General features: G+C 36.9%; 27 protein-coding genes. 12 read left to right on the forward strand and 15 right to left on the reverse strand.

Going from position 1 to position 24,794, the window contains the following annotated elements:
* The first annotated feature begins 71 nt into the window (after positions 1–71).
* From ACFSQP_RS01400 to ACFSQP_RS01435, 8 genes are all read left to right on the forward strand, one after another.
* The gene (locus tag ACFSQP_RS01400; protein ID WP_376891247.1) at positions 72–845 is read left to right on the forward strand and encodes a tetratricopeptide repeat protein; all 774 of its coding nucleotides are present in this window, start codon (positions 72–74) and stop codon (positions 843–845) included.
* A 12-nt stretch (positions 846–857) separates the two neighbouring features.
* On the forward strand, positions 858–1,340 hold the full coding sequence (gene ribH, locus ACFSQP_RS01405) for a 6,7-dimethyl-8-ribityllumazine synthase (RefSeq protein WP_376891248.1): 483 nt from the start codon (positions 858–860) through the stop codon (positions 1,338–1,340).
* Positions 1,341–1,480: 140 nt separating this feature from the next.
* Positions 1,481–1,687 (forward strand): hypothetical protein, encoded by a 207-nt coding sequence (locus ACFSQP_RS01410; protein ID WP_376891249.1) that lies wholly within the window; start codon positions 1,481–1,483, stop codon positions 1,685–1,687.
* Between the two features lie 10 nt (positions 1,688–1,697).
* Positions 1,698–1,976 carry a riboflavin synthase subunit beta gene (locus ACFSQP_RS01415; protein ID WP_376891250.1) on the forward strand — a complete coding sequence of 93 codons (279 nt, stop codon included), beginning with the start codon at positions 1,698–1,700 and terminating at the stop codon, positions 1,974–1,976.
* 5 nt (positions 1,977–1,981) lie between these two features.
* Entirely contained in the window at positions 1,982–3,841 is a 1,860-nt protein-coding gene (gene mutL, locus ACFSQP_RS01420) for a DNA mismatch repair endonuclease MutL (RefSeq protein ID WP_376891251.1), read from the forward strand.
* A 13-nt stretch (positions 3,842–3,854) separates the two neighbouring features.
* Positions 3,855–4,622, forward strand: coding sequence for a rhomboid family intramembrane serine protease (locus tag ACFSQP_RS01425; protein ID WP_376892107.1), 768 nt, complete (start codon positions 3,855–3,857; stop codon positions 4,620–4,622).
* Position 4,623: 1 nt separating this feature from the next.
* Complete coding sequence (locus tag ACFSQP_RS01430) at positions 4,624–5,508, forward strand: rhomboid family intramembrane serine protease (RefSeq protein ID WP_376891253.1); 885 nt, start codon at positions 4,624–4,626, stop codon at positions 5,506–5,508.
* 80 nt (positions 5,509–5,588) lie between these two features.
* Positions 5,589–6,611, forward strand: a complete 1,023-nt coding sequence (locus ACFSQP_RS01435; protein ID WP_376891255.1) for an endonuclease/exonuclease/phosphatase family protein — start codon at positions 5,589–5,591, stop codon at positions 6,609–6,611.
* Here the strand turns inward: ACFSQP_RS01435 and ACFSQP_RS01440 are convergent.
* From ACFSQP_RS01440 to ACFSQP_RS01470, 7 genes are all read right to left on the reverse strand, one after another.
* Positions 6,603–6,911, reverse strand: a complete 309-nt coding sequence (locus ACFSQP_RS01440) for a DUF6122 family protein (protein WP_376891256.1) — start codon at positions 6,909–6,911, stop codon at positions 6,603–6,605. The two genes, ACFSQP_RS01435 and ACFSQP_RS01440, sit on opposite strands and share 9 nt — an antisense overlap.
* Positions 6,911–7,531 (reverse strand): WbqC family protein, encoded by a 621-nt coding sequence (locus tag ACFSQP_RS01445; RefSeq protein WP_376891257.1) that lies wholly within the window; start codon positions 7,529–7,531, stop codon positions 6,911–6,913. Before ACFSQP_RS01445 ends, ACFSQP_RS01440 begins: the two co-directional genes overlap by 1 nt.
* Positions 7,532–7,571: 40 nt before the next feature.
* On the reverse strand, positions 7,572–9,164 hold the full coding sequence (gene lepB / locus ACFSQP_RS01450) for a signal peptidase I (RefSeq protein WP_376891259.1): 1,593 nt from the start codon (positions 9,162–9,164) through the stop codon (positions 7,572–7,574).
* A gap of 61 nt (positions 9,165–9,225) precedes the next feature.
* Positions 9,226–9,927: a 4-hydroxy-tetrahydrodipicolinate reductase gene (gene dapB / locus ACFSQP_RS01455; protein WP_376891261.1), complete on the reverse strand. Its 702-nt coding sequence runs from the start codon at positions 9,925–9,927 to the stop codon at positions 9,226–9,228.
* 2 nt (positions 9,928–9,929) lie between these two features.
* A complete protein-coding gene (locus tag ACFSQP_RS01460; protein WP_376891262.1) occupies positions 9,930–10,523 on the reverse strand; it encodes a DUF5683 domain-containing protein in 594 nt (197 codons plus the stop codon).
* A complete protein-coding gene (locus ACFSQP_RS01465) occupies positions 10,513–11,415 on the reverse strand; it encodes a ParB/RepB/Spo0J family partition protein (RefSeq protein WP_376891263.1) in 903 nt (300 codons plus the stop codon). Before ACFSQP_RS01465 ends, ACFSQP_RS01460 begins: the two co-directional genes overlap by 11 nt.
* 3 nt (positions 11,416–11,418) lie before the next feature.
* Positions 11,419–12,183 (reverse strand): ParA family protein, encoded by a 765-nt coding sequence (locus ACFSQP_RS01470; protein ID WP_376891264.1) that lies wholly within the window; start codon positions 12,181–12,183, stop codon positions 11,419–11,421.
* Between the two features lie 431 nt (positions 12,184–12,614).
* Here ACFSQP_RS01470 and nirK point away from each other — a divergent pair, with 431 nt between their 5' ends.
* From nirK to ACFSQP_RS01490, 4 genes are read left to right on the forward strand one after another with little or no spacing between them, the layout of a single operon-like run.
* Positions 12,615–14,075, forward strand: a complete 1,461-nt coding sequence (gene nirK, locus ACFSQP_RS01475; protein ID WP_376891266.1) for a copper-containing nitrite reductase — start codon at positions 12,615–12,617, stop codon at positions 14,073–14,075.
* Between the two features lie 38 nt (positions 14,076–14,113).
* Positions 14,114–14,890 carry a formylglycine-generating enzyme family protein gene (locus ACFSQP_RS01480; protein WP_376891268.1) on the forward strand — a complete coding sequence of 259 codons (777 nt, stop codon included), beginning with the start codon at positions 14,114–14,116 and terminating at the stop codon, positions 14,888–14,890.
* An 11-nt stretch (positions 14,891–14,901) separates the two neighbouring features.
* Positions 14,902–15,612, forward strand: a complete 711-nt coding sequence (locus ACFSQP_RS01485; protein WP_376891269.1) for an SCO family protein — start codon at positions 14,902–14,904, stop codon at positions 15,610–15,612.
* Between the two features lie 48 nt (positions 15,613–15,660).
* The gene (locus tag ACFSQP_RS01490) at positions 15,661–16,914 is read left to right on the forward strand and encodes an alginate export family protein (RefSeq protein WP_376891271.1); all 1,254 of its coding nucleotides are present in this window, start codon (positions 15,661–15,663) and stop codon (positions 16,912–16,914) included.
* A gap of 50 nt (positions 16,915–16,964) precedes the next feature.
* Here ACFSQP_RS01490 and ACFSQP_RS01495 read toward each other — a convergent pair whose 3' ends face one another.
* From ACFSQP_RS01495 to udk, 8 genes are all read right to left on the reverse strand, one after another.
* Positions 16,965–17,435, reverse strand: coding sequence for a hemerythrin domain-containing protein (locus ACFSQP_RS01495; RefSeq protein WP_376891273.1), 471 nt, complete (start codon positions 17,433–17,435; stop codon positions 16,965–16,967).
* Between the two features lie 18 nt (positions 17,436–17,453).
* Entirely contained in the window at positions 17,454–18,656 is a 1,203-nt protein-coding gene (locus tag ACFSQP_RS01500; protein ID WP_376891275.1) for a hypothetical protein, read from the reverse strand.
* Between the two features lie 180 nt (positions 18,657–18,836).
* The gene (gene ric, locus ACFSQP_RS01505) at positions 18,837–19,574 is read right to left on the reverse strand and encodes an iron-sulfur cluster repair di-iron protein (RefSeq protein ID WP_376891276.1); all 738 of its coding nucleotides are present in this window, start codon (positions 19,572–19,574) and stop codon (positions 18,837–18,839) included.
* A gap of 54 nt (positions 19,575–19,628) precedes the next feature.
* A complete protein-coding gene (locus tag ACFSQP_RS01510; protein WP_376891278.1) occupies positions 19,629–20,063 on the reverse strand; it encodes an RrF2 family transcriptional regulator in 435 nt (144 codons plus the stop codon).
* A gap of 100 nt (positions 20,064–20,163) precedes the next feature.
* A complete protein-coding gene (gene scpA / locus ACFSQP_RS01515) occupies positions 20,164–22,287 on the reverse strand; it encodes a methylmalonyl-CoA mutase (RefSeq protein ID WP_376891280.1) in 2,124 nt (707 codons plus the stop codon).
* Between the two features lie 121 nt (positions 22,288–22,408).
* Complete coding sequence (locus ACFSQP_RS01520) at positions 22,409–23,785, reverse strand: methylmalonyl-CoA mutase subunit beta (protein WP_376891282.1); 1,377 nt, start codon at positions 23,783–23,785, stop codon at positions 22,409–22,411.
* A 2-nt stretch (positions 23,786–23,787) separates the two neighbouring features.
* Positions 23,788–24,105, reverse strand: a complete 318-nt coding sequence (locus ACFSQP_RS01525) for an FtsB family cell division protein (protein ID WP_376891283.1) — start codon at positions 24,103–24,105, stop codon at positions 23,788–23,790.
* 9 nt (positions 24,106–24,114) lie between these two features.
* Entirely contained in the window at positions 24,115–24,723 is a 609-nt protein-coding gene (gene udk / locus ACFSQP_RS01530) for a uridine kinase (RefSeq protein WP_376891285.1), read from the reverse strand.
* Positions 24,724–24,794: the final 71 nt, after the last annotated feature.

Genomic DNA, 24,794 nt, shown 5'->3' on the forward strand with positions numbered 1-24,794 from the left:
AAAATAACAAATAAATAGGCTTTTAAATATAAAGAAAAATTATATTTTTGCGGCGCATTAATTAAGACTATATGGCAACGTACAAGAAAAGAGGATATAAACCAGAAACCAAGCAAGAAAAACAAAATCAAGTAGAAGAGCAATCTACTACGGCAGAAGTTTTTAATACATTGGATGAAAGTGCTTCCAAAACCGAGGATTGGGTTATTAGCAATCAAAAATATATTTTTATTATTATTGGTGTTGTAGCTGCCGTGGTTTTAGGGTATTTAGGTTTTAACGAGTTTGTAGCAAAACCAAAACAAACGGAGGCTATGAATGATATGTACCAAGCCCAGAAATATTACAACGACGCAATTAATGCAACCACTGAAAAAGATTCGTTATTCAATTTAGCTTTAAATGGTGGCGAAGGGAAATTTGGAATGTTGGATGTTATTTCGGAATACAGCGGAACGCCTGCTGCTAATATGGCTAATTATTACGCAGGAATGGCCTATTTAAACATGAAAGATTACAAAAACGCTATTGCCTTTTTAAGCGATTTTTCTGGGGAGGACGAAATACTAGCGCCTATGGCGAAAGGATGTATTGGCGATGCCTTTGTACAATTAAATCAGCAGGAAGATGCATTAAGCTACTATGAAGCAGCAGCAAAAATGCGTTCCAATGAATTTACAACACCGATGTTTCTGTACAAGGCCGGTTTAACTGCCATGGATTTAGGGAAAACAGAGGTAGCTTTAAAGCACTTTAAAGCCATAAAAGAAAATTATCCGTCGTCTAAAGAAGGCACCAATATTGATATTTTTATTGGTAAGGCCGAAGCATTGGCAAGCAATTAAGCAATCCTACATATGGCTACAGAAAATAAAAATTTATCGGTTTACGATAAAGCGTCAATCCCAAATGCGAAAAATTTTCGGTTTGGGATTGTTGTTTCAGAATGGAATGATTCCATTACAGAAAACCTTTATAAGGGCGCTCTAGAAACCTTGCTGCAACACCATGTTGCCGAAAAAAATATTATCCGTTGGAATGTGCCAGGCAGTTACGAGCTTATTTTTGGCTGTAAAAAAATGCAGCAACAACCTGTAGATGCGGTAATAGCTATTGGTAGTGTTATACAAGGAGAAACCAAACATTTCGATTTTGTTTGCGAAGGCGTTGCACAGGGGATAAAAGATTTAAATGTACAGCATAATACACCAGTCATATTTTGTGTACTTACAGATAATACCCTGCAGCAATCCATAGATAGGTCTGGTGGGAAACACGGCAATAAAGGAACGGAAGCCGCCATTGCTGCTATAAAAATGGCGCATTTAAATACGTTTTAAACAACGGTTCTTATTATTTCTTCGTAAAAGGGCAGCGGTGCTAGACTGCGCCAAATGTTAACAATTTTTGGCAATATAGCTGTTTAAAATCCTTGTAAATTCTGTATTTTTGAATCAGAAGCAAGAAAACACGGTACACCTTGGCAAAAAAGAACAAACGCTTTAGTTACAAACCGCAATTTCAGTCGGAAGCTGTAAAACAGGAACCTACCGATTTTAAAACCCAGTGGCGTGGTTTAAAGGACACTAGAAAGCGAAAAATTAATCTTTTTACTAGCCCTACCTTTTTAATCCTAGCTTTAATTGTAATTTTAATAGTGATTTTTTGGTTAAGTCGCTACGAGTAAAACAGAACTAATGGGAGTTTTTGGGAAGCGAAAAAATAAACGATACGAATATACCCCGCGTTACTACAAAGGCGAGGGAAACCCGTACGAAATAAAACATAAATTCGACGATTTTAGGACAACGGTTGGAAGCACTGGCGGGTTAAAAGGTAAAATAAACACGGCTTTAGATGATTTTAAGCATAACGCAGACACGCAAGCAAACAAACGTGTTTTACTAATAATAGCAATTTTACTGTTTATATTCTTGCTTATTATTGGTTTCGATTTATCCATATTCTTTTCTTAAAACTGATGGCAGATATTATTCAGTTATTACCCGATCATGTTGCCAATCAAATAGCAGCGGGCGAAGTTGTACAACGGCCAGCCTCGGTAGTTAAGGAACTTTTAGAAAATGCTATAGATGCGCAAGCCACCGAAATTAAATTGCTTCTTAAGGATGCTGGAAAAACCTTGGTTCAAGTAATAGACAATGGTGTTGGGATGAGCGTTACCGATGCCCGTTTTAGTTTTGAACGGCATGCTACCTCTAAAATAAAAGCGGCAAACGATTTGTTTCAGCTACGTACCAAAGGATTTCGTGGCGAGGCTTTAGCGAGTATAGCGGCCATTGCACATGTAGAACTAAAAACCAAACAGGAAACAGATCAAGTAGGTACCCATATTGTTATAGCGGGAAGCACGGTGGAGTCTCAAGAAGCCGTTGTAACCCCAACAGGCACATCGGTTGCGGTAAAAAATTTATTTTTTAATATTCCCGCCAGACGTAATTTTTTAAAATCGAATGCTGTGGAACTCCGGCATATTATCGATGAATTTCACCGGGTTGCATTAGCGCATCCTGGTATTCAGTTTTCTATGTATCATAACGGTAGCGAATCGTTTAACCTACCCGAAAGTAATTTTAGGCAACGTATTGTTAATATTTTTGGCAGTAAAACCAACGAAAAGTTGGTGCCTGTTAACGAAACCACAGAGGTTTTAACCATTTCGGGGTTTGTAGGTAAACCAGAGTATGCCAAAAAAACCCGAGGCGAACAATTCTTTTTTGTAAACAATCGGTTTATTAAAAGTGCCTATTTAAATCACGCCATTAATGCAGCTTTTGAAGGCCTACTAAAAGATGGAGCTCATGCTAGTTATTTTTTAGATTTAACTGTAAATCCGGAAACTATAGATATTAATATTCATCCTACTAAAACTGAAATTAAGTTTGACGATGAACATACCTTATACGCTATTTTAAGATCGGCAGTAAAGCATAGTTTGGGTCAGTTTAGTATTGCGCCAGTATTGGATTTTGATCGCGACGCGAATTTTGATACGCCTTATAATTTCGAAAATAAACAAGCCAAGGCGCCCAGTATTGAGGTGGATAGAAGCTTTAATCCCTTTGCCGAAGAAACCGCTTCTAAACAAAGCTTTGCACCCAAGTTTAAAAAAGATAAGGGCTCCAGTTGGCAAGGATTGTATACCAATTTAGATTTGGATGCCAGTGGCACAGAGGCCCAAACAGATGCCCGTGCTATGCGTTTTGAAAGCGGTGAAGAAACTAGTAATATGTTTGAAGATGCTTCAGAATTGGATAAGAAGCAAACAACATACCAACTGCACAATAAATACGTTGTTAGTACTATAAAGTCTGGGATGCTTATTATAGATCAGCATCGAGCGCATTGCCGTATTTTGTATGAAAACTTTTTAAAACATATGACTATTAAGGAAGCTGTGAGCCAACAATTATTGTTTCCTGTATTGGTATTTTTATCGCAACAAGAAATGGCTTGTATAAAAAGTGTGCAGTCCGATTTGGAGCACACAGGCTTTGTTTTTGCTAACTTCCATAACGATCATATTGAAGTATCTGGCGTGCCTGTAAATGTGCCTGAAAGTGAGGTAACGGTTATTTTAGAACAACTAATTAGCGATATAGAAAACGAAGTACCCGACAGCCATTTTAGTGCAACCGACTTATTAGCCAAATCTATGGCAAAGAGTTTAGCCATTAAAAGAGGACAATCCTTATCTTTGTTGGAGCAAGAACATTTGGTTAACAGTTTGTTTGCCTGCAAAGATCCAAATCATGCCCCCGATAATAAAACCATTTTTATTACGATAAGTGTGGATGAATTGGACAAAAAATTTTTTTAACGAATAAGCTATGATGAATAATATTACCGAAACCGTAAAACATTTAATTATTATTAATGTTATAATGTTTGTGGGCACGCTTACCATAGGAGGAAGCGCATTTGGTAGCAATACGTTATTTTACGATTGGTTTGCTTTGCATTTTCCGGAAAATGTTACCTTTCAGTTTTGGCAAATAATTACGCACATGTTCATGCATGGTGGTTTTATGCATATCCTGTTTAATATGTTTGCCCTTTGGATGTTTGGCACAGCCGTAGAACAGCGCTTTGGCGCTAAAAAGTTTTTGTTTTTCTATATTTCTTCGGGGCTTGGAGCAGCTATATGCATGTTGGGGTATTATTACATTACTTTTTATTCAGGTTTATCGGTTTTAACAGAAAATGGCTTAAACAAAGCACAAATTTTAGATACCCTTAACTCTGGAATGTATAATACTGGTTGGCAGCAAATAATGGGTGCTGCAGATATGCAGCAATTTATACGCGTTTTTAACAGTACTATGGTTGGTGCCTCTGGCGCTATTATGGGGGTTTTAGTGGCTTTTGGTATGCTCTATCCTAACTCCAAACTCATGCTAATATTTTTACCTGTTCCTATAAAAGCCAAGTACTTTATTCCCGGTATTTTAGCTTTAGATTTAATTTCGGCCATTACTGGTCAATCTTTTTTTAGTCCAAGTAATACCGCTTACGTGGCGCATTTAGGTGGCGCCTTAACCGGATTTATAATTATGTGGTATTGGAAAAAAACACAGTTTAATAAAAATAGATGGTATTAGTATGACAAGTTTAAACCAAGACCTTCAGGATAAACTAAAGCGCCTTACTGTTTTTGAAAAACTAATAGGGGTTAATTTAGCCGTGTACGTGTTAAGTTTACTGCTTAAGTTGCTTTTTAAAACGGATTTATTTTGGTTTGAAATGCCCAGTACGTTTGGGAATTTTATTACGCAGCCATGGAGCATAATAAGCTATGGCTTTATACACTACGATTTTTGGCATTTCTTTTTTAATATGATTTGGCTCTATTTTATTGGTGGTATGTTTACCAATTTATTTTCCACAAAAATGGGGCTGAATATTTACTTTATGGGTATTATATCTGGTGGTGCTCTATTTTTATTGGCGTATACCGTTTTTCCTGATGTATTTCATTCGCCATCCCGATTGGTAGGAGCCTCGGCAGCAATTAGGGCTATATTAATATTTTTATGTGCCTATATGCCAAGCACCGAAGTTCGGTTTTTTACCTTCAACATAAAACTTTGGTATATTGGTGCTGCTATTGTAGTGTTTGATGTGTTGGGTGTACTGGCAGGTGTTAAAGATCCATTGGTAGGTAATGCTGGTGGTAATTTGGCACATTTAGGAGGTGCAGCTTTAGGTTATTTTTATGCAAAACAGTTGCTAAAGGGAACGGATATAGGTAAGGGGTTTGAAGGTTATATGGATGTTGTTGCCAGTTGGTTTAAAAAGTCGAAAAAAACACCCTTAAAAACGGTTCATAAAAAGAAAACGGGTAAGGTAGCTGGTTTCTCGGAGGAAGAGTTTAACCAGTTTAACAAGCAAAAAAAAATAGATCTTATTTTAGATAAAATTAGTAAAAGTGGTTACGACAGTTTAACCAAAGCCGAAAAGGAATTTTTGTTTAAAGCAGGAAAATAACGCCTGTTTTCATTGCTTGTAGCTAGCTTGTTACTGGTTAGTTAAGGTAATTAATACCTTGTTGTTTTTATCACGCATTCATGAAAAACTTAACGCTAATAGATAAATTTCTATACCTTATAAACGGTGTGTTGGCTTTTATGCTACTATTGGCGTACTTACTGCCTTTTGTACCACCAAAAACCTTTGCATTGCTGTCCGTTTTAAGTTTAGGAGTGCCATTTTTAATATTATTGAATGTGTTGTTTTTTTTGTTCTGGTTGGTGAAACTAAAAAAACAGCTAATGGTTTCGTTGGTCGTTTTGGTAATTGGTTATTTCAGTTTTGGCTCGCTTTATAAATTTTCTTCGGAGTCTGGTGTTGCTAATTCCAATCAGTTAAAAGTAATGAATTACAATGTCCGTTTGTTTAATTTGTACGATTGGATTCCAGATACTACCGTAAGGCATAAAATAACTCATTTAATAAAGGAGAAGGCTCCGGATATTCTGTCTATTCAGGAGTACCATCCGCATCCGGAAGTAGATTTATCATTTTTTAAGTATAAGTTTGAAAGACTATCTGGTAATAAAACAAAATACGGCCAAGTAATTTTATCGCAATACCCCATTGTTAATTCGGGTTCTATTACCTTTCCAAACACTTCTAATAACGCCATATTTGCCGATATAGTTATAGCAACAGACACGATTCGTGTATATAATGTGCACCTACAATCCTTAAAAATAGACACCAATATTAAAACGTTTCAAGAAGGCGATTCGGAACGTTTATTAAAACGCATTGAAAAAACTTTTGAAATGCAGCAGGAGCAGGCCGAATTGTTTTTAGCGCATAAAGCGGCTTGTCCGTATAAAATTATTATTGCAGGCGATTTTAATAACACAGCTTTCTCCTACGTTTATAAGGAAATAAAAGGCGAGTTGGTAGATACGTTTAAAGAGGCAGGTAATGGGTTTGGCCGAACGTACGATTTTCAGTTTTTTCCGGTTAGAATAGATTTTATCCTATCTGATCCAAGTTTTGAAGTCGCCGATTTTAAAACATTAGATGTTAAATATTCGGACCATTATCCTATTATAACAACTTTGAATTTACATTAAAGCGCAATCGGTAGCATCTGCTATAATATGCACAACCAGGCCAATACCCACTAGGCGCGTGCGCTTCGGTATTAGTAAAATAACATAAACCACCATAGCCCAATAAGTATGAAGCGGGTGAAAATTAATGCTACAGCGGTTGGGATCGAAAATAGGCGTTGCTAGTAAATGATCTAAATCTATAACCATAGTGGCTATCATGATACCAAAGGCTTTTAGCCAAATAGGTTTGTAAAATACGAAGGCAATTAGTAGGGGTACTAAAAAATGTATGCCATAATGAATAGAGGATTGTAACATTACCAAAATGCTTTTTGAGCCTGTAAATAGTTAATGCTGTTGGGGCCTTCATTAAACAATAAATCCAAAATACTTAAATTATTAATATAGCCGTGCTTGGTATTAAATACCTGGTTGTAGGGTTCAAATTTCAAATTATTGGTTGCTTTTACATCGGCTAGAAACCGCAAATCTGTTTGCTGCTCCGGGTTTTTTTGGTACACGGTGGTGGTTTTGTATGGTAAGTTGTACTGCATACAATCTAAAACGGTTTCAATACAAGCCATGTTAAAGTCGAACAAACGTGTTACGGGAGCCTTAAAAAGTGGTGCTATATCGTCTTCATAAAACTCAAAAAAAGGTGAGGTTCTGTAAGCAGTTTCTAGACTTCGCCAGTGATTGCGTTGCCAGTTTTCTGTATTACAGGTTAATACGTGGGCGTATTGTTGTCTGTTTTTTTGTGTATGCACCACTGGAATATTTAAAAGTTGCTTCCCATTGGCGGCATAAATATAGCTTCGGTTACGGTAGCTTTGTTTCTGAAAATTGTCGGCTTTTTCAAAAGTTAGACTACCCGCTTGACTTATAGCTACAAAGTGTGCAATGTTAGGGAAATAGGTGGGGTGCATTAATAGATTCATACCTGTAAAATACGGTTACATAGGTTGGCAATACCGTTTGTTAATTGGCTTTTTTGTGTTTACGCCACTTGCTAAATCCGAACCAGGCGGCCACAAGAATTAAAAATGGAATGAAATACGACACTGGTTCACCACTGCCATGCACAGTTGTAAATAAACGGTCCCAACGTATTTTTTCTTTAATACCTTGGCCATTGGCGTTGTAACTCATCCAAATAAAAACGGGTTTTCCAACAACGTGATCAAAAGGAACAAAGCCCCAAGAACGTGCATCTAAAGAATTATGCCTGTTATCGCCCATAAGCCAGTAATAATCTTTTTTAAAGGTGTAGCTGTTAGCAACAACACCGTTTATTAAAATTTGATTCCCCTTTACTTGAAGTTCATTATTCTCATACTCGGAAATAACACGCTTGTATAAAGGTAAAACTTCTAAATCCAGGTTAATTGTAGCACCTGCTTTCGGAATATACAAAGGGCCAAACCAGTCGTTGTTCCAATTGTATGCGGGGTCGTGTGGAAATACACTAGCTTCGCGTTCGCCCTTTTCGCGTTTTAAAGGTGTAATGGTTTTTACGTTAGGGTGGTTTCTAAATTTAGCTAAATTGCTATCGGTAATTCCTGGAAAATAACTTAAGGAGTAATCCTGATTGTATTGTGGAAAATCTGTTATACCATAGCGGTTCGCCAGCATATAGTTATTAAAAGGGCCATTTTTTGTTTCTACTTTATACGAAAACTGCAATTTAGCACGATCGGGTAGTTCATTTTGCTTGCCGTTAATATATACGTAACCATTTCTAATTTCTAATGAATCGCCAGGCAAGCCAACCGCACGTTTTACGTAATTAGTTTTTTTATCGATTGGTTTGTAGTAATTCCGGTCTGCTTTTTTGTACATGTTGTACAAGGTATCTACAGGCCAATTAAAAACCACAATATCATTTTGCGAAATATCTTGGAAACCCGGTAAGCGTAAATATGGCAGGGATAATTTATTTATGAAAGCTGTGTTTTTGTTGGCTACATTATCATCGTATAAATAAGATTTTTTATTTATAACCGGAATCGTGTCATGCACCATTGGTGCAGCAATAGTGGTCATGGGTACCCGAGCACCGTAATGAAATTTACTTACAAATAAGAAGTCGCCTACCAATAATGATTTTTCTAAAGAAGAAGTAGGTATGGTGTAGGGTTGAATAACGTAGGTATGCACAACAGTTGCCGCTACAACCGCAAATAAAATAGAGCTAACCCAATCGCCAAGCGATGTTTTAGGTTGTAAGCTACGGTTTTCTATATGCGCCACTGGGGCACTGTAGTTTAAGTAAAAATTATAAAAGCCTAAACTAAATAAGGCTAACAAGGTATCGGTGGTTGTATTTTTTCCAAAACTTCTAGCCGTTTCTACCCAAACAACAGGAAACATAATGAGGTTTACAATGGGTAAAAATAACAGTATTGTCCAATACCAAGGTCTATTTATAATTTTCATTAAAATAACCGCATTGTACACAGGAACAAATGCTTCCCAGGCTTTTCTGCCTGCTTTTTCATATAATTTCCAAGTTCCTAAACCGTGAATAACTTGAATGATTAGTATTACTAAAAGCCAGTGTGTTAGTGCCATATTTTATTGTTTATCTTTTTGGGTAGGTAAGGTATTATTTTATTTGCCCGAATTGTTTTTATTAACTTATTTTTAAAACATCTTTCATAGTAAAGACACCTGTTTTGCCATATAACCATTCTGCCGCCACAAGCGCACCTTGTGCAAAACCTTGCCTATTATTAGCATTATGTGTAATAGAAATACTATCTGTTGGGCTGCTATAGCTTATGGTGTGTTTACCAGACACATCGGCAATTCGTTTGGCCGTAATGGGAATGCTATGTGCTGTTTCCGTGTTTAAATTCCACTTTTGATATGCTGGATGTTCGTTTATAATGGACTGGGCAAGTGTTATAGCCGTGCCACTTGGTGCGTCCAGCTTTTGTGTGTGATGCACTTCCTCTATAGATACATTATAGTCTTTTAAGTTGGCCATCATTTTGGCTAGTTGCGTATTTAATTCGAAAAAAATAGTAACACCCAAACTAAAATTAGAGGCATAAATAAAGGCACCTTGTTCTTCGTTACAAATACTTACTGCTTTGTTGTAATTATCCAGCCACCCGGTAGTTCCTGAAACAACTGGCACCCTATTTTTGAAGCACTTTACCACGTTGTTAAAGGCTGCATCTGGGACACTAAAATCTATGGCCACATCGGCTATACTAATATCGTAACCCGTTTCTTTATTGGTTTTTATAACAATATCATGACCGCGTTGTTTAGCTAGGTTTTCAATGGTTTTACCCATTTTTCCATATCCCAAAAGTGCAATTTTCATACTTAAAATTTGTAGTTTATTGTAATGCCCAAATCGCCTGTGTTATCAAATTCATTTAGTTTATAATGTGGGGCTAAAGATAAATTATCGTCCACATTATACTGCAGCAAATGTGCATCTACATTGGCGTCAATAATGTTTAGTGCATAAATGCCTATGGTAACTAAAAGCGAAATTTCTCTATTTCTACTCAAAGTTTTTTGCGCTTCTCGGAGTCCGTCGTCATTTATGGTTCCATAAAATTCATCGTCGGTAAACCCTGCTAAACGTCTTTTGTAGGCACCTCTGTAGCGTTTGTATTCTTTGTTGTTATCAATATAGAAGTAAACGCTAATACCCAGACCAGCGTACACTATAGGGATTTTCCAATATTTTTTATTGTAAGCTTGGCCTAACCCAGGTAAGACTGCCGAATAAAATGCCGCTCGAGCGGGAGCCAACGGGTCTATTGGATTGCTTGTAATTTGTGATGAAGTAACAACCAGATCGTCTGTTGTTTCGGCCTCTGAACGCTTATTGTTTTCGGTGTTTTGCGCCCATGTTAAACAACTAAAAATCCAGATAAATAAAACTGTTATGGCATATTTATTCACCACGCTTTATTAATTTTAGAATACGGTTAAAATCTTCTTCGGAGCTAAATGGAATGGAAATATTTCCTTTACCGTTTTTAGCTACTTTAACGTTAATTTTATGGCCAAAGTATTCCGAAAAATCTTGCATGCCTTTTTTGGCAAATTGGGGCAGCTCCTTTGCAGGTTTGGCTGTTTTTTTTGTAGCTTGGTCTTGGTAATTTCTTACCAATTCTTCCGTATCGCGTACCGATAATTTTTTTGAAATTATTTTTTCGTAAATGTCTAGTTGCACCGCATGGTCTTCTATAGTTATAATGGCACGGCCATGACCCATAGAAATAAAACCGTCGCGCATGCCCGTTTGTATAATAGGATCTAGCTTTAATAAGCGCAAATAGTTAGCAATAGTGGAGCGTTTTTTACCCACACGATCGCTCATTTGTTCTTGTGTTAAATTAATTTCATCAATAAGGCGCTGGTAGGATAGGGCTATTTCAATAGGGTCTAAATCTTGGCGTTGAATGTTTTCTACCAAAGCCATTTCTAACGATTCCTGATCGTTTGCAATTCGGATATAAGCAGGAATGGTTTCTAAACCTATTAATTTAGACGCTCTAAAACGGCGCTCGCCCGAAACCAATTGAAACTTATTGAAATCTAATTTTCTAACCGTGATGGGTTGAATTACGCCCAATTCTTTAATAGAAGAGGCTAATTCTTTTAACGTTTCTTCATTAAAGTTGGTACGCGGTTGGAATGGGTTTATTTCAATGGCATCAATATCCAGTTCTACAATATTACCAATTACCTGATCGGCATTTTTGTCCTGACTGGATGTAATATCGTTGCTGGGGTCTTTTAATAAAGCAGATAAACCTCTACCTAAAGCCTGTTTCTTGGTTGCCTTCGCCATGTTTTAGGAGTTTTTATTTATTATTTCTTTGGCCAAACTTAAATAATTTTTGGCACCTTTACTATCGGCATCATAATTTATAATGCTTTCTCCGTAACTTGGGGCTTCACTTAAACGCACATTGCGTTGTATAATGGTTTGGAACACCATATCGTTAAAGTGTTTTTGAACCTCTTCTACAACTTGGTTGGATAGTCGTAAACGGGAGTCGTACATGGTAAGCAGTAAGCCTTCAATATCCAATTCTGGATTATGAATGCGCTGAACACTTTTTATGGTATTTAATAATTTTCCAAGCCCTTCTAATGCAAAATATTCGCATTGAATAGGTATAATAACCGCTTGTGCTGCCGTAAGGGCGTTAAGCGTTAGTAGGCCCAAAGATGGCGCACAATCTATTAAAATATAATCGTAATCGCTGTCAATTTCTGCTAAACCTTTTTTTAGCATGTATTCGCGCTCTTCTTTGTCTACTAGTTCAATTTCAATAGCCACCAAATCTATGTGGGCCGGAATAATGTCTAGGTTTGGTGTTTCGGTTTTTATAATGGCATCGCGCACATTACTGGTGTGCTCTAGCAACTGGTAGGTTCCTATTTCTACACTTTCTACGTCTATACCTAGGCCCGAGGTAGCATTGGCTTGGGGATCCGCATCTATTAATAAAACTTTTTTTTCAAGAACGCCTAAAGCGGCGGCAAGATTTATGGATGTTGTTGTTTTTCCAACACCGCCTTTTTGGTTGGCAATAGCTATTATTTTACCCATTAATTGAATTGGTTTATTTACGTGTAAAAATACAATTATTTGTGGGTTTAGAAAATGGAAGTTGTTAAAAACACAAAAGCAAACTATTTTTTTGTAAGACGTCTTGTATTCAGTGTTTTACGAAATATAGACAAGTGTTTATAGCGTCATTTTTGAACTTATTTCTTAACAGTTTATATGTGTATAACAAATTGAAATTAACAGCTTGAACCTGATTACCAACAAAAACAAAATATAAAAAGGTAGGTGTTTGCAAACCCGTTGGACGGCCGTTTAGGCTAACAAATTAAACCTATTAATGGCAAAATATTTCGGAAAACTGACAATTATCATATTATTAACAAGCCTTGTCATTTAATTTTGCTTTAAATAGGATAAAAAAGTCCGATTTAAAATCAACAGCAATCAATAACTCTAAAAAATCCATCATTATGAAAATTCAGAAAAATATGAAACGCGTGTATCCACTAATTTTGCTACTCGGGGTAACCGTATTTTCAATTGGGTGCATGAATGAAAAATCGCCTAAATTAGCTACAGCAGCCGATATTAATGTAACACAAGAAATGGTAGCAGAACTAACGGCACCACCTCACGTACCAACACCAGTGGGCAAGCGCAAGGCAAAAAAACTAAAAGTTAACATGGAAATACTAGAACTAGAAGGCGAATTAACCTCTGGTGTAAGTTATGTTTACTGGACCTTTGGTGGTTCTGTGCCTGGTAGTTTTATAAGAACTCGGGTAGGCGATGAGGTAGAATTTACCCTGTCCAATCACCCCGATAATAAATTGCCTCACAACATCGATTTACATGCCGTAACCGGACCAGGCGGCGGTGCCGAATCGTCTTTTGTGGCTCCAGGATTTGAAAAAACGTTTTCATTTAAAACATTAAATCCAGGTTTATATGTGTACCACTGTGCAACAGCACCTGTAGGTATGCACATTGCCAACGGTATGTACGGACTTATTTTGGTTGAACCAGAAGGTGGCTTGCCTCCAGTAGATAAGGAGTATTATATTATGCAAGGCGACTTCTATACCAAAGGAAAAAATGGCGAGCGTGGCTTACAACCATTCGATATGCAAAAAGCAGTCGATGAAAATGCCGATTATGTGGTATTTAACGGTAGTGTAGATGGTCTTACAGGCGATAACGCTATTACTGCAAAAGTAGGCGAGACAGTGCGTTTATATGTAGGTAACGGTGGTCCAAATTTAGTATCGTCATTTCATGTTATTGGCGAAATTTTCGACAAAGTTTATGTAGAAGGCGGTAGCGTCATAAACGAGAATATACAAACCACACTTATTCCTGCCGGAGGTGCCGCTATAGTTGAATTCCGTGTGGATGTTCCTGGCTCTCTGGTATTAGTAGATCATTCAATTTTTAGAGCCTTTAATAAAGGGGCTTTAGGGATACTAAATGTGGAAGGCGAAGAGGATAAGAAAATTTATTCGGGCGAAATTCGTGAAGGCATTTACCTACCAGAAGGTCCTGGAATACAAAGTATGCCAACCACAGCCGAGTTAGCTGAAACCAATGTACCTGCTAAATCCTTTGATGAACAGATGACTTTTGGAAAACAAGTTTATATGCAAAACTGTTTTGCTTGTCACCAAAGTGAAGGTCAAGGTATTCCAAATGCGTTTCCACCGTTAGCAAATTCAGATTACCTAAATGCTGATGTAGATCGCGCTATTAGTGCCGTAGTAAATGGTTTAAGTGGCGAAATTACGGTAAATGGAGACACCTATAACAGTGTTATGACCCGACAAATGATTTCCTCTGAAGAGGTAGCAAACGTATTAACGTATGTATACAACAGTTGGGGAAATAACAAACAAGTTGTTACCAAAGACATGGTAGAAAACGTAAAAAATAAATAAGCTTAAATTAGGGCAAGTTAACCTCTAAAAATAATATTATGAAAACCAACATCTTTAGCTTGTTTATAGTGTGTGTAACGTTTCAATGGTTCGCTTTCGGACAAGCTAAAGAGATGGTTTTTATAGAGGGGTCTCGGTATATTCCGCTATACGGGCGCGACTCGACAGTGGTGGAAGTAAAGGATTTTTTTATGGATGTGTATCCCGTTAGTGTAGCCGATTTTAATAGGTTTTTAGAACAGCATCCAAACTGGAAAAAAAGCCATGTTAAAGGACTATTTGCAGATAAAAGCTACCTGCCAAATTGGGAAACAACTCTAGCAGACACGGAAACAAACAACGCTAAAAAACCTGTTACCAGTGTATCCTGGTTTGCGGCAAAAAGCTACTGCGAGGCTCAAGGCAAACGCCTACCAACTGTAGATGAATGGGAGTACGTAGCTATGGCCGATGAAACAACCAAAGACGCCCGAATAAAAGCCGATTACAACGAAAGAATTTTGGCCTGGTACGAAGCTCCTAAAAAAGACTTCACCATAGGGAATACACCCAAAAACATTTGGGGTGTAGCCGATTTGCATGGTTTGGTTTGGGAGTGGACATTGGATTTCAATTCGGTATTAATAACGGGCGAATCGCGAAAAGACACCGATAAAGATGCTAATCTATTTTGTGGTAGTGCCGCTTTAAATGCAACCGATTTAATGAATTATGCCGCGTTTATGCGCTATGCTACCCGAGGTAGTTTAAAAGCTAAAAATGCCATGAAAAATATGGGCTTCCGCTGTGTAAAAGACGCACAACCAGCTAACTAAATTTTATAAGTATGAAAACACTAAAATATACAATTATATGGGTATTAGCGCTACTATTACAAAGTTGCGCTTTTACTAATGAAGAAACTAAAAACGACTCGCTTGTTTACGCATGTCCTATGCAATGCGAGGACCAAAAAACCTATCAAAATCCGGGTTCTTGTGCTGTTTGTAAAATGGATTTAAAAGCGGTTGAAACAGAAGTAAATAAGCCCGTTGCTGAAGATATTTCAGATGAATCTATTTTTAATTTAACCTCACAATGGCATACCGAGGAAAATAAAGCCATCCAGTTGGAAGACCTAAAAGGAAAAACGTTGGTTATGGTAATGATTTATACCTCGTGTAAAGCAGCATGTCCACGTTTAGTGGCCGATATGCGCAATATTGAAGCCCAAATACCTGAAGAAAAAATAGCAGATATTCAATTTGTAATGGTAAGCATAGATCCAGAAACAGATACGCCACAAAGGCTGAAGGCTTTTGCTAAAGAAAACTTTATGGATGCAGAACATTGGATGTTTTTGCAAGGTACCGAAAGCAGTGTTCGGGAATTTGCCAATGTATTATCTGTTAAATACAAAGAAATCTCGCCTATAGATTTTTCGCACTCTAATATTATTTCGGTGTTTAATAATGCAGGCGAATTGGTACACCAGCAAGAAGGACTTGGCGTAGATAATAAAGAAACCATAGACACTATTTTAGCGTTAAGTTCTTAATTTAAGAAAATACCAAACACAGTGTAAAAACCAAAACAAACTACCACCATGAAAAAAACATTAATTATTTTACTTATTGGATTATTTAGTCAGCATTTTATGGCGCAAAGCCTTGAAATAGGTGCAGAAATTAGACCGCGATTGGAATACCGGCATGGGTACAAAACCTTAAAAGTGGACTCGTTAAATGCCGCTGCCTTTGTATCGCAGCGCACCCGCTTAAATTTTACTTACAACAGCGAAAAAATGAATGCCTACTTAAGTGTTCAGGATGTTCGGGTGTGGGGCGATGTAGCTACATTAAATGCTTCCGATAAAAATGCACCGGCCGTACACGAGGCATGGGCAGAACTGCTGCTTGCACCTGCCTGGCGCTTGAAACTTGGGCGTCAAGAAATATCATTGGACAACCAGCGTATTTTTGGAGCAGTTGGTTGGGCACAACAAGCTAGAAGTCACGATGCTTTGTTAGCATCGTATAAACCAAATGAATTTCATGAAATTACGTTAGGACTAGCGCTAAACGCAACTGCAGAAACACTATTTGAAACAGATTATACTTTAAATAACTACAAAGCCATGCAATACTTATGGTACCATGCCCAATTAAATCCATTAAAATTGAGCTTTTTGGTGTTAAACAACGGTTTAGCCTATATGGAAAACAACAAACAGGAAGTGGCTTACAACCAAACGTTTGGCACACATGCGCGTTATAGAAAAAATAACTTCCAGGCAGATGGTTCTGTGTATTTCCAAACAGGAAAATTAGATACAGCCAGTTTAAATGCGTTCAATGTAGCTTTAAATGCCTCGTATAAATTTACTAATGGCTTAAAAACAGGGTTAGGAGCAGAGTATTTATCTGGAACCGATATGAATACCACAAGCACTACCGTAAAATCGTTTAATCCATGGTATGGTACCAATCATAAATTTAATGGCTTTATGGATTATTTTTATGTAGGCAACCATATTAACTCTGTTGGTTTAATAGATGTTTATGCATCAGTGGCGTATGCTAAAAACAAGTTTTCGATGGCTGTAACACCACACGTTTTTAATGCGGCAGCTGCAGTTATAAACTCTCAAAATCAAGAGATGGATGCTTATTTAGGCACCGAATTGGATGTTACTTTTAATTACAAATGGACGCCAGATGTAACTTTCCAAGCTGGATATTCGCATATGTTTGCTTCGGAAACTATGGGTATTTTAAAAGGTGGTAATGCCAACGCTACCAATAATTGGGCTTGGTTAATGGTAACTATTAATCCGCGTATTTTTAAAACTACTTTATAGAAAATGGTGGTTATAAGGCTGTTCGGTTTGTTTATTCATAATAATGCCTTTTAATCCGTTTTTCTCCAAAATTCATCGGTCAGATTATCTTGAAAAGGTTCTGACTGGTGAATTTTTTCTATGTCAAACATCTGTGCTTCCGAAGCATTTTTTTGTATTTCGGGAAACAAAATCCGTTCTTCAAACCTAATATGTTGTTCCAAAGCTTGTTCAATAGCTTTTAAATCATCCTCACTTATAATAGGATTTTTGAATAAGTGTTCAATTAATGCATGATCTTCCAAGGCTTTGATTATATACTTATGATTAGCCTCTAGAATTGGGAAAATTACTGTTTCCTCTATCCGGAAATGCGGAATTAAATGGGTTTGGTAAAACCAACTAGCATAGGTGGCAATGCGACTTACCGCAATGTTGTTTTTTATGCCCATTCTAATTTTCCAACAAAGTAAAAGACCAAAATGATGCTCCCTGCTTAAAGGTTGCAATGCTTTGTGACGTTTTAAAGGTTTTAAAGTCATGCGTTATTTTTTTTTGAATTAAATATGTATTTTTCTTTTAAAGTTTTGTTGTAAGTAGCTTAATAAAATTAATAAAACTCCAGCAGCCAGCAAGATACTGGTTGAAAACAATAGTAAGTGGTAGGAAGGTAGGATGCCCCATTGAAATAAATAAAAAGTTCCTTGCATAAATAAAAGCGCCTCGGTACATAAAAAACCTAATAAAAAGCAGGTAAATCCAATGCGTAGGGTTGGTGTAATTTTAAAAATTCTAGATTGAATTAAAAATGCCCAGATAAAGCCTGTAATAACCCCTAACATGGTTAAATGGATAAAACCAATTATAAAATTATGATGGGTATATAAGGATGCGGAAAACACTGGAATTATGGATGCTGTTTGAAACAGTATTTTTACACAAAAGCAAATAAATGCAAAAATATACATGGTTCTAGCCAATGGCCTGGAATTTTTTAAAATGTTTTTAGGTTGGGTTTGTATAATTTTAAAAACCATAATTAAGGCTGTTATTTGAAGGAAAAGGCCAATGGTATTTAACCAATATAATATAGGATGATTGGCAAACCACTGAACTGGCATGGCAAACGTGAATAAAGTAGCCGCAGTAAGACAATAATAAAATAAGTTGGTATTTTTGGATGGCTTAAGTTGCAATTGGAAGCAGGCTACGGCTAGAACAGCAAATAAAAACCAGCCATTAAATTGAAAATGTAAAAAAAACTGTATGGCTATTTGGTAAAATGCCGAGCTAGGTCCTAGTGTGCTGGCAGCTGGTCCTAAACACCAAATACCAACCGTAGAAAGTAGCATAAAAATTAAGGCGGTTTTGACCAGTTTTTTTACCAATGGATTTGAAATTTGAATATCCTGCCACAAGCGGTAAACAAAAAAATAGCTACCGAAAATATGTAGTGTAGAAAAACTGATAGAAATAGCCGCATAACCTTGAAACGGAAAACTAAACATCATGCCTAAAACGGCTACCTGTGTTAGCCAAAATAATTTGGTGTAAACAGATTTTTTTTCAGAGATAAAATACTGAACAAAAAAAGCATAAAGCATTAAATATACCCAGCCCAGCATGGCTATATGAGAATGTGCATGCGTTAAATACCTGTAATTTATGGACACGGGGTTAATAAACATGTAGCGTAACAGTAACCCCATTAATGCTGCTATTAAAAAATTAAACAGGCAGGTAATTATAAAACTTTTAGGCATGAATAAATGGTTTAAACAAAAAAACACGTCTCTTATGGAAGTGTTGTAATAAGTAATTTCCTCTAATAAAACACTTATTTATCACTCTTACAAGAGACGTGTACCAATAAACAAACTATTAACTACATGAACGGAATATTGTAAGGGCAAGTATCCCGTAACTTTAAATAGCAAAGGCTATTAACTAACAAAAAAACGCTGTTCTAATTTGGCAGCTTCAGGAAACAAAATATTGTTTTCTAAATGGATATGAAGGTGTAAATCTTTTTCAAATTCCTCTAGCATGGCATAGGTAACCCGATAGGTATTGCAAGCATCGGCAGGTGGGGTGTAGTTATTAGTAATTAAAGCAATCTTTCTAAAGCGCTCACCTTCATTATCATGCTCTTCCATCATTGTAGCGATAGGGTTTTCTACCGTACCAAAATGTGGCGCCTCCAGCGGTTGGCCGTCTAGAGTGGCTTTTACCATTTTCTTAATAAACGGAAATAAAATTAGTTCCTCTTTTTTCATGTGCGAGGCTAATTCGCCAGCACTAGCGGTAAAAAGTTCATTAATTTTAAATAACTCTGAATGATTAGCACCATGCACTTTGCACAGTTTATCTAGGAATTGGCGCAAAACAGGAATTTTTTCCTCCACATAACGGTGGTGTGTTTTTTCAATATAGTCTGCTAATAAATCTAATGGCCATGACTTGTAGTCTATTACCGGTGTGCTTTTAGCATTTAAAACACTATCTAGCTTATCTAAAAGCTCATTAGCATTAACACCATTTTTATCGCAAACCTCTTGAACGGTGCGGTGTCCTTTGCAGCAAAAATCGATTCCGTAGCTACTAAATACGGCAGCTGTTCTATAATCTTCGGCTACAAATTCGCCAATTGGTTTTTTAAAATTTTTATGTATTGTTTCCATATGACATCTTATTTCGGATAATTTTATCCTATTTATAAATAAATTTTTTTAGGTTTAAATTTTCAAAAAAGAAACACCAGACTGAATATCCAGAGCTAATTCTTCTAAACTGGTTGTTTCTAACATATTTTTTAATTCGTTACGTATGTGTTTAAATTTATCGTGAACCGCACACGGATGGTTTTCATTACACGTGTGAAGACCTAACCCGCAGCCGTTATAAATGCCATCGCCGTCTATGGCACTCACTATGTATTTTAACTTAATGCTGTTTGTTTTTTGGGGATCAATTTCAAAACCACCATGCGCGCCTTTAACCGAATTTATAATGTTATGGCGTACCAAGTCTTGTAATATTTTTGCTGTAAAGGCTACAGGCGAATCTATTTCGTTAGCTATTTCTTTTAGGCTTACACGTTTTCCTTCGTGTGAACTTAAAGCAATAAAAATAGAAGCCTTGATACCGTATTCGCAAGCTTTGGAAAACATAGTGTTAATTTAAAGTACAAATATAAAACATATTTTTAATTCAGACAAACTTATCCGAATTAAAAATATGTTTATTAATTTATGTTTTGCTAGGTGTGTTTTAGGCTAATAAAATGTCTAAAATTTTAATAGCAGCGTCGCTAATTTTAGTACCTGGACCAAATACTGCAACAGCTCCTGCGTCAAATAAGTATTGGTAGTCTTGTTTTGGAATTACACCACCAACAATAACCATTATGTCCTCGCGACCGTAAGCTTTTAAAGCATCAATTACTTGTGGAACCAAAGTTTTATGTCCTGCGGCTAAAGAGGACACACCTAATACATGTACATCGTTTTCTACAGCTTGTTTAGCGGCTTCTTGTGGTGTTTGGAATAGGGGGCCAATATCCACATCAAAGCCTACATCCGCATAACCTGTAGCTACTACTTTGGCGCCACGGTCGTGACCATCTTGCCCCATTTTGGCAATCATAATACGCGGGCGTCTGCCGTCCTGCTCGGCAAATTTGTCGGCTAAATCTTTTGCTTTGGCAAACGATGCATCATTTTTAATTTCTTTACTATACACACCAGAGAATGATTTTATTTGTGCTTTATAACGGCCAAATGCGCTTTCTAGAGCATTGCTAATTTCGCCCAATGTGGCGCGTTCTCTTGCCGCTTCAACAGCTAAAGCTAATAAATTTTCAGAATTATTTTTAGCTGCATGGGTTAAATTATGAAGTGCTTTTGTAACATTTTGGTTGTTGCGTGTGGCCTTAATGTTTTTTAAGCGTTGTATTTGCGAGTTTCTAACAGTTTGGTTGTCTACTTCCAAAGTGGTTATTGGTGCTTCTTCGGCAAGTACGTATTTGTTTACGCCTACAATGATATCCTGACCAGAGTCTATTCGGGCTTGTTTTCTAGCCGCCGCTTCTTCAATACGTAGTTTAGGAATTCCGGCTTCAATAGCTTTTGTCATGCCTCCTAAAGTTTCTACTTCTTCAATGAGTTGCCATGCTTTGTGAGCAATGTCATGGGTTAACTTTTCTACGTAATAGCTTCCTGCCCAGGGGTCTACTGTTTTTGTAATATGCGTTTCCTCCTGTAAGTAAATTTGTGTATTTCTGGCAATACGCGCCGAGAAATCTGTTGGCAAAGCAATGGCTTCATCCAAGGCATTGGTATGTAAACTTTGTGTACCACCAAAGGCGGCAGCTGCTGCCTCAATGGTTGTTCGGGCTACATTGTTAAAGGGGTCTTGTTCTGTTAAGCTCCATCCAGATGTTTGGCAATGGGTTCGTAGGGCGAGCGATTTTTCATTTTTAGGGTTAAATGGCTTTATTAATTTAGCCCATAGCATACGCGCTGCACGCATTTTTGCAATTTCCATAAAATGATTCATACCAATAGCCCAAAAGAAGGATAGTCTAGGAGCAAAGGTGTCTATATCCATACCTGCTTCAAGTCCTTTTTTTACATATTCCAAACCGTCAGCTAATGTGTAAGCTAGTTCAATATCGCAGGTTGCACCAGCTTCTTGCATGTGGTAGCCGGAAATACTGATGCTATTAAATTTTGGCATAAATTTACTGGTGTATTCAAAAATATCCGATATTATTTTCATGGATGGTGTAGGCGGGTAGATATAGGTATTACGCACCATAAACTCTTTTAGAATATCATTTTGAATAGTTCCTGCTAGTTGCGCGGGTTTTACACCTTGTTCTTCGGCGGCCACAATATAGAAAGCCATAATGGGTAAAACGGCACCATTCATAGTCATGGAAACGCTCATTTTATCCAAAGGAATTTCGTTGAAAAGTATTTTCATGTCTTCAACAGAATCAATAGCAACACCTGCTTTTCCTACATCGCCAACAACCCGTTCATGATCGGAATCGTAACCGCGATGTGTGGCCAAATCGAAGGCTACGGAAAGTCCTTTTTGCCCTGCAGCTAAATTTCTTTTATAGAAAGCATTGCTATCTTCCGCAGTTGAAAAGCCTGCATATTGCCGTATCGTCCAAGGGCGTCGTACATACATGGTACTGTATGGACCGCGTAAATTTGGGGTAATACCGGCTACAAAATTTAGATGTTCTAAATTGGTTACATCTGCTTTACTGTAAATAGATTTTATAGGAATATCCTCGGCTGTGTTACTTGTTGTAACAGCAGATTTTTGTGCTGTGTTGTTACCCGATTTAATGTGAATATGTTGCATGTCTTTCCGACTCATTCTTCCTGTTTTTTTAATTACCTATGGTTTTGCAGCCATAAGGTACACATTTAATATTGTATTCTAATTTACACCTTTATACTTGTTCCGTTTTTTAGAACTGCCCTTTATAATAGGAGTGCTACTGCGCTTGTTCTTTGTTTAAACGCGCTTGTTCCATTTGCTCTGCCAAACGTTTTTCTACAATTGGTGCGATAAGTGTTTTTCTTGGATTGTTTTTTACAAAGGGAAACAACTCCAATTCATGCGCCATGTTATCTTGGCTATTTGGATGTTTGTTGGTGCCTACCAAAATAAGTTCGCCAGAATTAAACTGTGCTTGTTCTTTGGAAGCACTTTCGTTTATTTTACGTTGAATAATACCTTCCTTGAGTTGTTTTAAAAAGCCTCCGTTGGCCTCTATATCTTTAAAGCGTTCTAATGCTTTTTCTGCTAACTGTTCGGTAAGGGATTCAATGTAATAACTTCCCTCTGCCGGGTTTTTTACCTCACTAAAATAACTTTCGTGTTTAAGAATAAGTAATTGGTTTCTGGCTATTCTGTCGCCAAATTCATTGTTTTTGTGGTAAATAGCATCGTAAGGCATGTTACAAACGGTATTGGCACCTCCTAAAACGGCACTCATACATTCTGTTGTGGTTCGTAACATGTTTGTATTATAATCGTACAAGGTTTTATTGCGTTTGCTTGGCGTGGCAAAAATTTGGCAGGTGTTGTTATAGCCGTATGCATCGGCTACACTTTTAAACAGTAGGCGTAAGGCCCTAATTTTTGCTATTTCAAAGAAATAGTTGGAGCCAACCGCTATTTGAAAAACAACTTGCAGCCCTTGTTTTTGTTTACTGCTTAGTTGCGTGTCCAGATAATTAAAGTATTCATTAACATGGGCTAGGGCATAGGCTAGCTGTTGCACCATATTGGCACCAGCGTTTTGGTATAAGCCAACATCTACACTTAGAGATTCACTTGTTTTTACTAGTTTGGTAAAAGTGTTGTAATCCGCATCCATACTTGAAAACCAGTTGCCGCTACGTGCTAAATTACCAATAATATCATGTTGTAGTAATACGGTTTTAGGCTTGTTTAGCGTCTTGATACTTTCTGTAAAACTTTCGGACAATGACTGTAATTCAAAAAACAATGAAGTTTCTTCTAAATTAATGTTTTTAAGTAATTTAGAAAGCGCAATTTCAGGGTCTGGAATAATAAATTTAATACTTTCAGCACCATTTTTTATGGCCGAAACAGCAATTTTATTGGCCACTTCCAGCTGTTGTACATAAATAGTTTGACATATTTGCCAGGTACTTTCTGGTATGGCAGGATTGGCTAAAAAATGTTGGGAATCTTTGTGGTAAAAAGGTTTAACATGAATGCCTTCATTGGACTGCCATATTAAAGTTTCTGTATAGTCTGCACCTTTTAAATCGGCTTGAATTTTTTGTTTCCACTCCTTCGATGATACTTCGGGAAATACACTAAATAAAGGTTTAGTCATGGTTATTTTTCTTTTGGAATACTGTCTTCATATTCAATAATGAAGATATCTTCATTGGATTTTTTCATGTAATATTTTTCGCGTGCCAATTTTTCAACACCTAAATCGCTTTGTAATTCTTTAATGGCTTTTTTATCTTTTATTATTTCGTTTTGATAATATGCTTTCTCGGCTTCTAAATCTTCTATTTCAGCATTTAATTCTCTGTGAATTAGATATGAGTTGGCATCAAAAAAAAGCATCCAAATAACAAAACCAAGGCTTAACACCAAAAATATGTGTGTGGACGATTTTAGGAATTTGCGCTTAAATAGGGCCATTGTTTGTTTTTAAGATAAACGTTCGTTAATAATCGATTTTACAATATCTACAGCTACAGTATTGTACTTGTTATTTGGTATAATAATATCGGCATAAGCTTTCATTGGTTCTATAAACTGCTGATGCATTGGTTTCAAGGTGTTTTGGTACCGGCTTAATACTTCGTCTAAATCGCGACCACGTTCCGAGATATCTCGTTTTAGGCGTCTTATTAATCGTTCGTCGCTATCGGCATGTACAAATATTTTAATATCGAACATATCGCGTAGCTCTGGATTAGTTAAAATAAGAATTCCCTCAACAATCATGACTTCACGCGGATGTGTTAAAATGGTGTCGCCTGTGCGATTGTGTTTTATAAACGAATATACAGGCTGGTTAATATCCTGTCCTTCTTTTAAGGCTTTTAAATGGTTGGTTAGTAATTCGAAATCTATTGATCTGGGGTGGTCAAAATTTATTTTAACCCGTTCGTCGTATGATAAATGGGTGGTGTCTTTGTAGTACGAATCCTGCGAAATAACACCAACTTCCCCTTCCGGTAATTGTTCCAGAATTTGATTTACAACCGTTGTTTTACCACAGCCAGTACCACCAGCAATACCAATAATAAGCATGAAATTAAATTTTATTTGGTCACAAATTTAGTTATTTACAGCGTAAATTTGTGATTCCACCATTTAAAGTT

Origin of the sequence: Bizionia sediminis, assembly GCF_042684585.1 — a bacterium.
GTDB classification, from domain to species: Bacteria; Bacteroidota; Bacteroidia; order Flavobacteriales; family Flavobacteriaceae; genus Algorimicrobium; species Algorimicrobium sediminis.